Here is a 13,467-nt window from a genome sequence, read left to right on the forward strand (position 1 = left end):
CCGTGAACAGACGTAACTTTATTAAAGCAGCTTCTGGCGGAGCATTGCTGTTGGGCGCTGCGCCGTCCGTCAGCCATGCGGCTGCAGAAAACCGTCCGCCGATCCCGGGTTCCCTTGGGATGCTGTATGACTCGACGCTGTGTGTCGGCTGTCAGGCCTGTGTCACCAAGTGTCAGGACATCAACTTCCCAGCGCGCAACCCTGAGGGGGAGCAAACCTGGTCGAACAACGACAAACTGTCACCGTACACCAATAACATCATTCAGGTGTGGCGTAGTGGAACAGGCGTTAACAAAGACCAGGAGCAGAACGGCTACGCGTACATCAAGAAACAATGTATGCACTGTGTCGATCCGAACTGCGTTTCTGTTTGTCCGGTCTCCGCGCTGAAAAAAGATCCGAAAACCGGCATCGTCCACTATGACAAAGATGTCTGTACCGGTTGCCGTTACTGCATGGTCGCTTGCCCGTACAACGTGCCTAAATACGACTACAACAACCCGTTTGGTGCACTCCATAAGTGCGAGCTGTGTAACCAGAAAGGTGTAGAGCGCCTGGATAAAGGTGGTTTACCGGGCTGTGTTGAAGTGTGTCCTGCCGGTGCGGTGATTTTTGGTACGCGCGAAGAGCTGATGGCTGAGGCGAAAAAACGCCTGGCGCTGAAGCCTGGCAGCGAATACCACTATCCGCGTCAGACGGTGAAAGACAGCGATACCTATCTGCACACGGTGCCGAAATATTACCCGCACCTGTACGGCGAGAAAGAAGGCGGCGGTACGCAGGTATTGGTACTGACGGGCGTTCCTTATGAAAATCTGGATCTCCCACAGCTGGCTGATCTGTCAACCGGTGCGCGTTCTGAGCATGTTCAACATTCCCTGTATAAGGGCATGATTTTACCCCTGGCAGCGCTGGCGGGCATAACCGTGCTGGTTCGTCGTAATATGAAAAACGACCATCACGATGGAGGAGACGATCATGAGTCATGATCCTAAACCGCTGGGCGGAAGAATAATCAGCAAGCCGGTCATTATTTTTGGGCCGTTAATCGTCCTGTGTATGCTCCTGATCGTAAAACGTCTGGTCTTCGGGTTGGGCTCAGTCTCCGATCTGAACGGTGGATTCCCGTGGGGTGTATGGATCGCGTTTGACCTGTTGATCGGCACCGGTTTTGCCTGTGGCGGTTGGGCACTGGCATGGGCGGTCTATGTTTTCAACAAAGGGGAATATCACCCGCTGGTGCGCCCAGCCTTGTTGGCGAGCCTGTTTGGTTATTCTCTGGGTGGCCTGTCGATCACCATCGACGTCGGTCGTTACTGGAACCTGCCGTACTTCTACATTCCGGGCCACTTTAACGTGAACTCGGTGCTGTTCGAAACGGCAGTCTGTATGACCATTTATATCGGCATCATGGCGCTGGAATTTGCGCCGGCCTTGTTTGAACGCCTGGGGTGGAAAGTTTCGCTCAAGCGTCTGAACAAAGTGATGTTCTTTATTATCGCCCTCGGCGCACTGCTGCCGACAATGCACCAGTCTTCAATGGGTTCATTGATGATTTCTGCTGGTAATAAGGTGCATCCACTGTGGCAAGCCTATGAAATGCTGCCGCTATTCTCGGTGCTTACCGCCTTTATAATGGGCTTCTCGATAGTCATCTTTGAAGGTTCGCTGGTACAAAGCGGCCTGAAAGGTAATGGGCCGGACGAGAAGAGTTTGTTCATCAAACTGACGAATACGATTAGCGTCTTGTTGGCGATCTTCGTGGTTCTACGCTTTGGTGAACTGATCTATCGGGACAAGTTGTCGTATGCGTTTGCAGGCGATTTCTACTCAGCCATGTTCTGGCTTGAGGTTGTGCTGATGGTCTTCCCGCTGGTGGTACTGCGTATCGCGAAACTGCGAAATGACTCGCGCATGCTGTACCTGTCTGCGCTGAGCGCATTGCTGGGTTGTGCAACATGGCGTCTGTCCTATTCGCTGGTGGCGTTCAATCCTGGTGGTGGCTACCACTACTTCCCGACCTGGGAAGAACTGTTGATTTCTATTGGTTTTGTGGCTATTGAGATTTGTGCATACATCGTACTCATTCGTCTACTGCCGATACTTCCTCCTTTAAAACAAAACGATCAAAATCGTCATGAGGCGAGCAAAGCATGAGCCAGAGAATTACTATTGATCCGGTAACCCGTATTGAAGGCCATTTACGCATCGACTGCGAAATCGAAAATGGCGTGGTATCAAAAGCATGGGCGTCCGGTACCATGTGGCGCGGCATGGAAGAGATCGTGAAGAATCGCGATCCGCGTGATGCGTGGATGATTGTGCAGCGTATTTGTGGTGTGTGTACCACCACGCACGCTATCTCTTCCGTGCGCGCTGCTGAAAGCGCACTGAACATTGATGTTCCCGTGAACGCGCAGTACATCCGTAACATCATTCTGGCAGCGCACACCACGCATGACCATATCGTGCACTTCTATCAGTTGTCTGCGCTGGACTGGGTGGATATCACCTCCGCACTGAAAGCCGATCCAGCAAAAGCCTCGGCGATGCTGAACGGCGTGTCGACCTGGCACCTGAACAGCGCGGAAGAGTTCACTAAGGTTCAGAACAAGATCAAGGACCTGGTTGCCAGCGGTCAGTTAGGTATTTTTGCCAACGGCTGCTGGGGTCACCCGGCAATGAAACTGCCACCGGAAGTGAACCTGATTGCAGTTGCACACTACCTGCAGGCGCTGGAATGCCAGCGTGATGCCAACCGCGTCGTGGCGCTGCTGGGCGGTAAAACACCGCACATCCAGAACCTGGCGGTCGGTGGGGTGGCGAACCCAATCAACCTCGACGGTCTTGGCGTGCTGAACCTTGAACGCCTGATGTACATCAAGTCCTTCATTGATAAGCTGAGCGACTTTGTTGAGCAGGTGTACAAAGTGGATACCGCGGTTATTGCCGCATTCTATCCGGAGTGGCTGGAACGCGGCCAGGGTGCGGTAAACTACCTGAGCGCGCCGGAATTCCCGACTGACGGCAAAAACGGCAGCTTCCTGTTCCCTGGTGGTTACATTACCGATGCAGACCTGTCGACCTATCGTCCGATCACCTCTCATTCTGATGAATACCTGATCAAAGGGATTCAGGAGAGTGCGAAACATGCGTGGTACAAAGACGAAGCGCCGCAGGCGCCGTGGGAAGGAACAACGGTTCCGGATTACACCGGCTGGTCTGACGATGGCAAATACTCCTGGGTTAAAGCGCCAACCTTCTACGGCAAAACGGTGGAAGTGGGCCCGCTGGCTAACATGCTGTGTAAACTGGCGGCAAAACGCGAGTCTACCCATGCCAAGCTGAATGAGATCATTGCGATTTACACCAAGCTGACCGGTAAAACCATCGAAGTGGCACAGCTGCATTCGACGCTGGGTCGTATCATTGGTCGTACCGTTCACTGCTGTGAACTGCAGAACGTTCTGCAAAATCAGTATAACGCGCTGATTGTAAACATCGGCAAAGGCGACCACACCACCTTCGTGAAACCGAATATCCCGGCCACTGGCGAGTTCAAAGGTGTCGGCTTCCTCGAAGCACCACGCGGTATGCTTTCTCACTGGATGGTGATTAAAGACGGCATTATCAGCAACTATCAGGCGGTTGTACCTTCAACCTGGAACTCTGGCCCGCGTAACTTTAATGACGAAGTGGGACCGTATGAGCGTTCACTGGTAGGCACGCCGATCGCCGATCCGAACAAACCGCTGGAAGTGGTGCGTACTATTCACTCCTTCGACCCTTGTATGTCATGTGCGGTGCATGTGGTGGACGTTGACGGGAACGAAGTCGTCTCAGTTAAGGTTCTGTAATGCGGATATTAGTCTTAGGGGTCGGCAATATTTTGCTGACTGACGAAGCCATCGGGGTACGTATCGTTGAGGCATTAGAGCAACGGTACATCCTGCCTGATTTCGTTGACGTTCTGGATGGCGGTACAGCGGGGATGGAGCTGCTCGGCGATATGGCGGACAGAGATCATCTGATCATTGCTGACGCCATTGTGTCGAGAAAAAGCACGCCGGGAACCATGATGGTCCTGCGGGATGAAGAGATCCCGGCGCTGTTTACCAATAAAATCTCGCCGCACCAGCTTGGCCTGGCCGACGTGTTGTCGGCCCTGCGTTTTACCGGCGAGTTTCCGAAGAAGCTGACTCTGGTCGGCGTTATTCCGGAATCGCTGGAGCCGCATATCGGGCTAACGCCGACGGTTGAAGCCATGATTGAACCTGTGCTTGAGCAGGTTCTCGCCGCGCTGCGCGAATCGGGTGTGGAAGCCATCCCTCGGGAGGCGGCCCATGTCTGAAGAGTTTTTAGGCTTTCAGACAGCCCCAAAAGCGCAGATTCAGGCCGCGTTTGAAGAGGTAGCCCGCCGTTCGATGCACGATCTCTCGTTCCTGCATCCGAATATGCCGGTGTATGTCTCTGATTTTACGCTGTTTGAAGGCCAGTGGACGGGGTGTGTGATCACGCCCTGGATGCTGAGCGCGCTGATTTTTCCTGGGCCAGATCAGATCTGGCCCCTGCGAAAAGTCAGCGAGAAAATGGGGCTGCGTTTACCGTATGGTGAGATGACATTTACCGTAGGCGAGCTAGATGGAGTATCGCAATACCTGTCCTGTTCGTTAATGTCGCCGCTTTCGCACAGCATGTCGGCACAAGAGGGTGTCCGCCTGACTGACGATTGCGCAAAAATGTTGTTATCGCTGCCGGTGACCGATCCGAACGCACCGCAACTTGGTCGTCGCGCGTTGCTGTTGGGCCGTCGGAGCTGTGAAAATGCATGAGTTGTCGCTTTGCCAGAGCGCCGTTGAGATTATTCAGCAGCAGGCAGAGCAGCACGATGTTAAACGTGTTACCGGCGTTTGGCTGGAAATTGGCGCGCTCTCCTGCGTTGAGGAGAGCGCCGTTCGTTTCAGTTTTGACATCGTCTGTCAGGGCACGGTCGCGCAGGGATGTGCATTGCACATTGAATACAAACCCGCTCAGGCCTGGTGCTGGGATTGCAGTCAGGTTGTGGAAATTACCCAGCATGATGCGCAATGTCCACGTTGTCAGGGCGATCGTTTGCGGGTTGAAAGCGGCGATTCACTGAAAGTGAAAAGTATTGAAGTCGAATAGCCCATAGGTTGCTATGGGACGGAGTCAGATATGTGTATTGGAGTCCCGGGTCAGGTTCTGACCGTCGGTGAAGATATTCACCAGCTTGCGCAGGTTGAAGTTTGCGGTATCAAGCGCGATGTCAACATTGCCCTGATTTGTGAAGGCGATCCGGCTGAGCTGGTCGGGCAATGGGTACTGGTGCACGTAGGATTCGCTATGAGCATCATCGATGAAGATGAAGCCAAAGCCACGTTAGATGCGTTACGCCGCATGGATTACGACGTCACCAGCGCGTGACGACTTCGCTTATCAGGCCTACGCCTTATATGTAGGCCGGATAAGGCATCTTGCGTTAGCCTTGGCGTTTGTCTTCGGTATTGGTATCGAAGTCACTGGCGTCATGGCGTTCATGAAGCTGTTCATTCAGCGGCCCGTTAGTGCGGTTCACAATCCGTCCACGCTTAACCGCCGGACGCGCTGCAACCTCTTTGGCCCAACGTTGAACGTGTTTGTAGCTCCCCGCATCAAGGAATTCTGCCGCGTCATAGACGTTGCCCAGCACCACATTGCCAAACCACGGCCAAATGGCCATATCGGCAATGGTATATTCATCCCCCGCCACAAACTGATGCTGTGCCAGTTGCTTATCCAGAACGTCGAGTAAACGCTTGGCTTCCATAGTGAAGCGATTGATCGCGTACTCAATTTTTACCGGCGCATAGTTGTAGAAGTGGCCGAAACCGCCGCCGAGGAAGGGCGCTGCGCCCTGTAACCAGAATAGCCAGTTCAGTGTTTCAGTGCGTTTTGGCAAATCCTGAGGCAGGAAATAACCATATTTCTCCGCCAGATAAAGCAGGATAGCGCCAGACTCAAACACGCGTACCGGTGGGTTTTGCGAATGGTCGCGCAGTGCCGGGATCTTCGAGTTTGGGTTCACCTCAACAAAGCCGCTGGAAAACTGGTCACCATCGCCAATACGGATGATCCAGGCATCATATTCCGCGCCGGTCACGCCCTGCGCCAGTAGCTCTTCCAGCATAATCGTCACTTTCTGACCGTTTGGCGTACCCAGCGAATAGAGCTGCAGCGGATGCTTGCCGACCGGTAGCGTTTTCTCGTGGGTGGCACCGGAAACCGGACGGTTGATGTTGGCGAATGCACCGCCATTGGATTTATCCCACGTCCAGACTTTCGCGGGCTGATAAGTATTGTCTGACATAGTGACCTGCCTTCTGAGTGGTTGTGTTGAAGCAGTGTAGCAGTTAGGGAAAACTCAATTTAACAGATTGGGACTTTATGTCGTGTTGTGCTGAAAGGGGAAGATAAATCTAACCCGTTCATTGTACGCAGACCGTACTCCATGAAGAGGAAATCAATGTTGGACGGAAATTGCTACCGTACTACCCTCAATAATTGGCGGTGAAAAAGCAGTAACAATGAAAAATGGTGTTCCAGGAGTAAGCGGTTATCAGGGCCCGGCGGGTGGGTGGGGCGCGGTAAAAGCCGTCACTGCTTCGGTGTTTTCGCAAAAGGCCGTCGCGCGCGACATTATCGCGATGTTCAAAATGAACCAAGTGAAAGGGTTCGATTGCCCGGGGTGTGCGTGGCCCGATCCGAGCCATCGTGCGCCGATGGAACTGTGCGAAAACGGCGTAAAAGCAGTGTCCTGGGAAACCACCAGTAAGAAAGCCTCACCTGCATTTTTCAGCCGCCACCCGGTATCGGCACTCTGGCAGTACAGTGATTATGCGCTGGAAAATATAGGCCGTTTGACGCACCCGATGAAATACGATGCCGTGACGGATACCTGGCAGGCCGTGGCGTGGGACATTGCGTTTCAGGAAATCGGCGAGCGACTGCGCAGCTATGACTCTGCACAGCAGGTTGAGTTTTACACCTCCGGTAGAACCTCAAATGAGGCGGCGTTCCTGTATCAACTGTTTGCCCGCGAATACGGCAGCAGCAACTTCCCGGACTGTTCAAACATGTGTCATGGCCCAACCAGTGCCGGGCTGACGCGGGCCATTGGTCTTGGGAAAGGGACCGTGGAGCTTGATGATTTTGAACAGTGTGAGCTGGTGATTTGCATCGGACATAATCCTGGCACCAACCATCCGCGCATGCTGACCACGTTACGCGACGTTGCCAAACGCGGGGCTAAAATTATCTCAATTAACCCGCTTACCGAGCGCGGACTTGAGCGCTTTAGCTTCCCACAAAGCCCGAAAGAGATGTTCACCGGCCAGACGACAGCACTTAGCAGCGATTACTACCAGGTCAAAATGGGCGGTGATGCCTCGCTGCTCAAAGGCATCATGAAGGCGTTGATCGAAATGGATGAAGCGCGGATCTTGCTGGGTCAGCAACCGACGCTCGATCATGCGTTTATCGACGAACATACCGCGGGTTATTCGGCGTTGTATGACGATTTACGCCAATGTTGCTGGGCTGAACTGGAGCAGGACTCTGGCCTGACGCGCAGCCAGATGGAAGATCTGGCACACAGCTATAACAAATCTCGCGCGACGATCATTTGTTATGGACTGGGTATCACCCAGCATAAAAACGGTACCGAGAACGTCCAGCAACTGGTGAATCTGCTGTTGTTGAAAGGCAATATGGGCAAACCGGGGGCGGGGATCTGCCCACTGCGCGGGCATTCCAACGTGCAGGGCGACCGTTCCGTAGGGATTAACGAGGCGGCATCAGAAGACTTCCTGCAGCGCCTGGAAGCGCATTTTTCTATCAACGTTTCGCGTCAGCATGGTCGCTCCAGCGTGGAAAGTATTCGGGCGATAGAGCGTGGTGAGGCGAAGGCATTGATTTGCATGGGCGGGAATCTGGCGGTGGCGATGCCTCAGCCGCAGCGTACCTTCGAGGCGATGAAAAAGCTGGATATGCAGGTTCACATTGCGACCAAGCTCAATCGTTCGCATTTGCTGCTGGCAAAACACAACTATCTGCTACCCGCGCTGGGCAGAACCGAACGCGATATGCAGGCAACGGGTATTCAGTCAGTAACCGTCGAGGATTCTATGTCGATGGTCCACGCTTCCTGCGGTGCGCTAAAACCGGCCTCTCAATGGCTAAAATCGGAACCGGCGATTGTGGCGGGGCTGGCTCGCGCCACGCTTCCCCACTCGCCGGTAAACTGGGAAGCGCTGACCGGGAACTATGCGTTGATTCGCGACGCCATCGAGGCCGTTATTCCGGCGTTTCGCGATTATAACGCGCGTATTGCCGAGCCCGGTGGATTTCGTATGGATACGCCGGCTTCGCGGCGTGAATGGCACACCGCAAACGGTAAAGCTAATTTTGTCGTCAGTCGTCAGCGTGCAGTCGAGCGGGAAAACCAGCCTGCTGAGGCGCTGGTGCTGGCCACACTGCGTAGCCACGATCAGTACAACACTACTATTTATGGCATGAACGATCGCTATCGTGGCATTAGCGGGCGACGTGATGTGGTGTTTTTAAGCGCCGTGGAAGCAACGGCCCGCGGGCTGAATCAGGGCGATGTCGTTAACGTCCAAGCGTTGGATGACCACGGTAAGCCTTGCGTGGATCGTATGATGCACGGGCTAACGGTCGTCATTTACGATATGGCGGCGGGTTCGATCGGCGCGTATCTGCCGGAAGCGAATGTGCTGCTGTCGCTCGATGCGGTCGATACTGAAAGTCTGACCCCGGCGTATAAAAGCGTGCCGGTTATCCTCAGTAAAGCGTAGCTCCTGCTACGAATTTTTCGCCTCTGAGCGCCAGCCGCTGCGTTGAGGTGTATGATAAGTCAACCTCTGTCCGGTTAGTGTCGCAGAGCAGGCAATCAGAGCGAAAAATTCACGCCACCCTGCTCAGGCTGTATTGTTTTGAGGTAAGGTGCATGAGCAAAGGAACGACCAGTCAGGATGCCCCATTCGGGACATTATTGGGCTACGCCCCCGGCGGCGTAGCAATCTACTCTTCAGATTACAGCTCCCTTGACCCACGGGACTACGACGATGATGCTGCGTTTCGCAGCTATATCGACGACGAATACATGGGCCACAAATGGCAGTGCGTCGAGTTCGCGCGCCGTTTTCTCTTTCTCAACTATGGCGTAGTCTTCACCGATGTGGGTATGGCCTGGGAGATCTTCTCCTTGCGTTTCCTGCGCGAAGTGGTGAATGACAATATTCTGCCGTTACAAGCATTCCCTAATGGCTCACCCCGCGCGCCGGTAGCAGGCGCTCTACTTATCTGGCAAAAAGGCGGTGAGTTCAACGAAACGGGCCATGTGGCGGTCGTCACCCAGTTGCTGGAAAATAAAATCCGCATTGCTGAACAGAACGTGATCCACACGCCGCTGCCTCCCGGACAGCAGTGGACCCGCGAGCTGGAGATGGTGGTTGAAAATGGTCACTACACCCTGCGTGATACCTTTGATGACACCACGATCCTCGGCTGGATGATCCAAACTGACGATACCCGCTACAGTCTGCCGCAGCCAGAGATCGACAATGACGCCCTGAAGATTGGCGGCGCGAGACTGGAAGATAGCGGACAGTTTGATGGTAAGTGGCTGAACGAGCAGGATCCGTTGCAAAAAGCCTACGTATTGGCAAATGGTCATGTGATCAATCGGGATCCGCATCAGTACTTCACCATTACTGAAAGCGCGGAGCAGGAGCTAATTAAAGCGACCAACGAACTGCATCTGATGTATCTGCACGCAACCGACAAAGTGCTGAAAGACGATAACCTGCTGGCGCTGTTCGATATTCCAAAAATTCTCTGGCCGCGTCTGCGCCTCTCATGGCAGCGTCGTCGGCACCATATGATCACCGGTCGTATGGATTTTTGTATGGATGAGCGCGGGCTGAAGGTGTACGAGTACAACGCCGATTCCGCATCGTGCCATACCGAAGCAGGCCTGATCCTTGAACGCTGGGCTGAGCAAGGCTACCGTGGGCGCGGGCACAATCCTGCAGAAGGGCTGATCAACGAACTGGCCGGCGCCTGGAAGCACAGTCGCGCGCGTCCTTTCGTTCACATCATGCAGGACAAGGATATTGAAGAGAACTACCACGCGCAGTTTATGCAGCAGGCGCTGCATCAGGCCGGGTTTGACAGCAAAATCCTCCGCGGACTGGACGAATTACGCTGGGATGATGCCGGCCAGTTGATTGACGGCGACGGTCGTTTGGTGAATTGCGTCTGGAAAACCTGGGCATGGGAAACCGCGATCGAGCAAGTGCGTGAGGTGAGCGAAACCGAATACGCTGCCGTGCCAATTCGTACCGGACATACTCACCAGGAAGTACGACTGATTGATGTTCTGCTGCGCCCGGAAGTGCTGGTCTTCGAGCCGTTGTGGACGGTTATTCCCGGCAACAAGGCAATCTTACCGATCCTGTGGCAACTGTTCCCTCATCATCGCTATCTGCTTGATACTGACTTCACTGTTAACGACGAGCTGGCGAGAACCGGTTATGCCGTGAAACCTATTGCAGGACGTTGTGGCAGCAACATCGATCTGGTCAGTCACGAGGAAGAACTGCTCGATAAGACCAGCGGTAAGTTTGCTGAACAGAAGAACATTTATCAGCAGCTTTGGTGTCTGCCCAACGTTGCCGGTAAATATATTCAGGTTTGCACGTTCACCGTGGGCGGTAACTACGGCGGCACCTGCCTGCGCGGTGACGATTCGCTGGTGATTAAAAAAGAGAGTGATATCGAACCGCTTATTGTAGTGAAAGGGGCGTAACCTTTCAGGTCTGTTTCTGATTGCGCTAAAGAAGCCGGGGTATGTCTCCGGCTTTTTTATTTGTTTTTACAATGGCTGTGATTGTCATTTATCTAGTTGTGGTGGCTATATAAACTTATTCAGATATTCATCAAGTGAAGTTGTTTTTTTATTTTGTCATTAATTCAATGAATGCATTTTGATTTAATTATTTTTGTTTGTTTGTATTAGATGTAATTTTTCTTATTCCCTTTATTTAAATAAATAATATCAATGTGTTATTTGACGAAATAGTGATTTCGATCAGTTTTTAATGTCTATAAAATATCGGATTACCTTAGCATACTAATTATAATCATTAATTCTTATTGACAGTCACTGGTCGTCATACGCAGGAAACGCCCTCAACGGTGTCAGGCTGTGAGTGATTGGAAAGGGAAAATGCGCCATTGGGAAAAGTGATATACCGGTAGGATTCACCGGTTTGAGAGGGACGTATGGGTGACAGTTTTCAGAATGAAGTGCCGACGGCACGCGTTAACATTAAATTGGATTTACACACAGGAGGCGTTCAGAAGAAGGTTGAACTACCGTTAAAACTTTTGACTGTGGGTGATTTCAGTAATGGTAGAGAACAGCGACCATTATCTGAGCGTGAAAAGGTTGATATTAATAAAAATAATTTCAATGACGTGTTAGCAAAGTTCTCTCCAACCGTGAACCTGAGTGTGGAAAATACGTTAGCGGGTGACGGTTTAAATGAAGAGATTAATCTTACTTTTAAGAATATCCGTGATTTTGAACCGGAGCAGGTAGCGCGAAATATCCCACAACTCCGCGTGCTATTGGCAATGCGTAATTTACTGCGCGATTTGAAATCTAATTTACTTGATAACGCCGCTTTTCGCCGTGAGCTGGAAATCGTCCTTAAAGATCCTGCCCTGAGTCAGGAGTTGCGTGATGAGTTGGCAACAATGATGCCAGAAGAGATTTAACGCTATACAGGGTTTCCTCCGCTTAAGCGGCTGGAATAGTAAAGGATCATTAAAGGAATATGTTGATGTCTGTTCAGGAACATACCTCTTCAGCTGCGGCTACCACCACGACGGGTGAGCGCAGTGTTTATCAGTCCCTCTTTGACAAAATTAATCTTGCTCCGGTTTCTTCATTGAAAAATGTCGATGCGTGGCAGAGTGATGAAGCGCTTTCCGATGCGGCTCCGGCTGAACGTGTGACCGCTGCCATTCAGGTTTTAGTCTCATGTCTGGCAGATGCGACACAACCACTGGAGCGTCTGGATAAAACGCTACTTGATGACCAAATTGCGCGTCTGGACAAACAGATTAGCGATCAGGTCAATGAAGTTATGCACCATGCTGAATTCCAAAAGCAGGAATCGCTCTGGCGCGGTTTGCATTCGATGATTATGGGTATCGATTTTCGCCGTAACGTTCGCGTCGAAATGATGGATATCAGTAAAGACGCATTACGCGATGACTTTGACGATGCGCCGGAGCTCATCCAGAGTGGGTTGTATCGTCATGTTTATATTGAAGAATACGATCAGCCTGGCGGTGAGCCTATTGCTGCAATGATCTCCGCGTATGAATTCGACAACAGCCCGCAAGATATTGCGCTTCTGCGCAATATTTCTGGTGTCTCAGCGGCTTGTCATATGCCATTCATTGGCGCAGTCGGTCCGAAATTCTTCCTGAAAGATAATATGGAAGACGTCGCCGCGATTAAAGATATCAACGATTATTTTGAACGTGCTGAATACATCAAGTGGAAAGCATTTCGTGATAGTGATGATTCCCGCTATATCGGGCTGACAATGCCGCGGGTACTTGGCCGCCTGCCGTATGGCCCTGATACCGTGCCGGTACGTAGCTTTAACTATGTCGAAGAGGTTAAAGGTCCCGATCACGATAAATACCTGTGGACCAGTGCATCTTTCTCTTTTGCTGTGAACATGGTGAAAAGTTTTATCAAGAATGGCTGGTGCGTTCAGATCCGTGGCCCACAGGCAGGTGGCGCGGTTAAAGACTTACCGATCCATTTGTACGATTTGGGTACCGGTAATCAGGTGAAGATTCCGTCTGAAGTGATGATCCCTGAAACCCGCGAATTTGAGTTTGCTAATCTTGGCTTTATTCCTCTTTCTTATTATAAGAATCGAGATTACGCCTGTTTCTTTTCTGCTAACTCGGCGCAAAAACCGGCTCAGTTTGATACCCCAGAAGCGACAGCGAACAGCCGAATTAACTCACGCCTACCGTATATTTTCCTGCTTTCCCGCATTGCGCATTACCTGAAAATTTTGCAGCGCGAGAATATTGGTACGACAAAAGATCGTCGCTTGCTCGAACTTGAACTCAACAACTGGCTACGCAGTCTGGTAACCGAAATGACGGATCCAGGTGATGATTTGCAGGCCTCACATCCGCTTCGTGATGGGCGAGTTGTGGTGGAGGACATTGAGGATAACCCAGGGTTCTTCCGTGTGCGCCTGTATGCCATTCCTCACTTCCAGGTTGAGGGGATGGACGTCAGCTTGTCGTTGGTTTCACAGATGCCGAAGTCGAAATCTTAACGATACC

General features: G+C 52.1%; 12 protein-coding genes. 11 read left to right on the forward strand and 1 reads right to left on the reverse strand.

The features are described from left to right. The first annotated feature begins 2 nt into the window (after nt 1-2). Genes hybA through hybG form a run of 7 tightly spaced genes read left to right on the forward strand, consistent with a single transcriptional unit; the run spans nt 3 to nt 5,445 of the window. Nucleotides 3-989: a hydrogenase 2 operon protein HybA gene (gene hybA / locus IB214_RS03495; protein WP_096755677.1), complete on the forward strand. Its 987-nt coding sequence runs from the start codon at nt 3-5 to the stop codon at nt 987-989. After that, a complete protein-coding gene (hybB, locus tag IB214_RS03500) occupies nt 979-2,157 on the forward strand; it encodes a Ni/Fe-hydrogenase cytochrome b subunit (RefSeq protein WP_096755678.1) in 1,179 nt (392 codons plus the stop codon). Before hybA ends, hybB begins: the two co-directional genes overlap by 11 nt. Then, nucleotides 2,154-3,857 (forward strand): hydrogenase 2 large subunit, encoded by a 1,704-nt coding sequence (hybC, locus tag IB214_RS03505; RefSeq protein WP_115257492.1) that lies wholly within the window; start codon nt 2,154-2,156, stop codon nt 3,855-3,857. Before hybB ends, hybC begins: the two co-directional genes overlap by 4 nt. Beyond that, nucleotides 3,857-4,351: a HyaD/HybD family hydrogenase maturation endopeptidase gene (locus IB214_RS03510; protein ID WP_117342669.1), complete on the forward strand. Its 495-nt coding sequence runs from the start codon at nt 3,857-3,859 to the stop codon at nt 4,349-4,351. Before hybC ends, IB214_RS03510 begins: the two co-directional genes overlap by 1 nt. Then, nucleotides 4,344-4,832, forward strand: coding sequence for a hydrogenase-2 assembly chaperone (gene hybE, locus IB214_RS03515; protein WP_115257494.1), 489 nt, complete (start codon nt 4,344-4,346; stop codon nt 4,830-4,832). The genes IB214_RS03510 and hybE overlap by 8 nt, the downstream gene beginning before the upstream one ends. Further along, nucleotides 4,825-5,166 (forward strand): hydrogenase maturation nickel metallochaperone HypA, encoded by a 342-nt coding sequence (gene hypA / locus IB214_RS03520; RefSeq protein WP_096755682.1) that lies wholly within the window; start codon nt 4,825-4,827, stop codon nt 5,164-5,166. The genes hybE and hypA overlap by 8 nt, the downstream gene beginning before the upstream one ends. Before the next feature lie 30 nt (nt 5,167-5,196). Further along, entirely contained in the window at nt 5,197-5,445 is a 249-nt protein-coding gene (gene hybG / locus IB214_RS03525) for a hydrogenase maturation factor HybG (protein ID WP_096755683.1), read from the forward strand. Between the two features lie 55 nt (nt 5,446-5,500). Here the strand turns inward: hybG and yghU are convergent, their stop codons facing one another. Further along, the gene (gene yghU, locus IB214_RS03530; protein WP_117342668.1) at nt 5,501-6,367 is read right to left on the reverse strand and encodes a glutathione-dependent disulfide-bond oxidoreductase; all 867 of its coding nucleotides are present in this window, start codon (nt 6,365-6,367) and stop codon (nt 5,501-5,503) included. A 217-nt stretch (nt 6,368-6,584) separates the two neighbouring features. Between yghU and IB214_RS03535 the strand changes: the two genes are divergently transcribed. The 4 genes from IB214_RS03535 to tssC all read left to right on the forward strand — a co-directional run bounded on the left by IB214_RS03535 (nt 6,585) and on the right by tssC (nt 13,460). Continuing rightward, nucleotides 6,585-8,873: an FdhF/YdeP family oxidoreductase gene (locus IB214_RS03535; protein ID WP_117342667.1), complete on the forward strand. Its 2,289-nt coding sequence runs from the start codon at nt 6,585-6,587 to the stop codon at nt 8,871-8,873. A gap of 152 nt (nt 8,874-9,025) precedes the next feature. Further along, on the forward strand, nt 9,026-10,888 hold the full coding sequence (gene gss, locus IB214_RS03540) for a bifunctional glutathionylspermidine amidase/synthase (RefSeq protein ID WP_115257498.1): 1,863 nt from the start codon (nt 9,026-9,028) through the stop codon (nt 10,886-10,888). 476 nt (nt 10,889-11,364) lie between these two features. Further along, a complete protein-coding gene (gene tssB, locus IB214_RS03545; RefSeq protein WP_117342666.1) occupies nt 11,365-11,862 on the forward strand; it encodes a type VI secretion system contractile sheath small subunit in 498 nt (165 codons plus the stop codon). Between the two features lie 65 nt (nt 11,863-11,927). After that, nucleotides 11,928-13,460, forward strand: a complete 1,533-nt coding sequence (gene tssC, locus IB214_RS03550; RefSeq protein WP_117342665.1) for a type VI secretion system contractile sheath large subunit — start codon at nt 11,928-11,930, stop codon at nt 13,458-13,460. Nucleotides 13,461-13,467 lie beyond the last annotated feature (7 nt).

The sequence above is a fragment of the Citrobacter sp. C1 genome (assembly GCF_014596895.2).
Taxonomy (GTDB): domain Bacteria; phylum Pseudomonadota; class Gammaproteobacteria; order Enterobacterales; family Enterobacteriaceae; genus Citrobacter; species Citrobacter gillenii.

Bases quoted from the DNA above. Each gene is read 5' to 3' on its own strand.
- gss (WP_115257498.1), top strand. From the start codon at position 9,026: ATGAGCAAAGGAACGACCAGTCAGGATGCCCCATTCGGGACATTATTG.
- hybG (WP_096755683.1), top strand. From the start codon at position 5,197: ATGTGTATTGGAGTCCCGGGTCAGGTTCTGACCGTCGGTGAAGATATT.
- tssB (WP_117342666.1), top strand. From the start codon at position 11,365: ATGGGTGACAGTTTTCAGAATGAAGTGCCGACGGCACGCGTTAACATT.
- IB214_RS03535 (WP_117342667.1), top strand. From the start codon at position 6,585: ATGAAAAATGGTGTTCCAGGAGTAAGCGGTTATCAGGGCCCGGCGGGT.
- hybB (WP_096755678.1), top strand. From the start codon at position 979: ATGAGTCATGATCCTAAACCGCTGGGCGGAAGAATAATCAGCAAGCCG.
- hypA (WP_096755682.1), top strand. From the start codon at position 4,825: ATGCATGAGTTGTCGCTTTGCCAGAGCGCCGTTGAGATTATTCAGCAG.
- IB214_RS03510 (WP_117342669.1), top strand. From the start codon at position 3,857: ATGCGGATATTAGTCTTAGGGGTCGGCAATATTTTGCTGACTGACGAA.
- hybE (WP_115257494.1), top strand. From the start codon at position 4,344: ATGTCTGAAGAGTTTTTAGGCTTTCAGACAGCCCCAAAAGCGCAGATT.
- hybC (WP_115257492.1), top strand. From the start codon at position 2,154: ATGAGCCAGAGAATTACTATTGATCCGGTAACCCGTATTGAAGGCCAT.
- tssC (WP_117342665.1), top strand. From the start codon at position 11,928: ATGTCTGTTCAGGAACATACCTCTTCAGCTGCGGCTACCACCACGACG.
- yghU (WP_117342668.1), bottom strand. From the start codon at position 6,367: ATGTCAGACAATACTTATCAGCCCGCGAAAGTCTGGACGTGGGATAAA.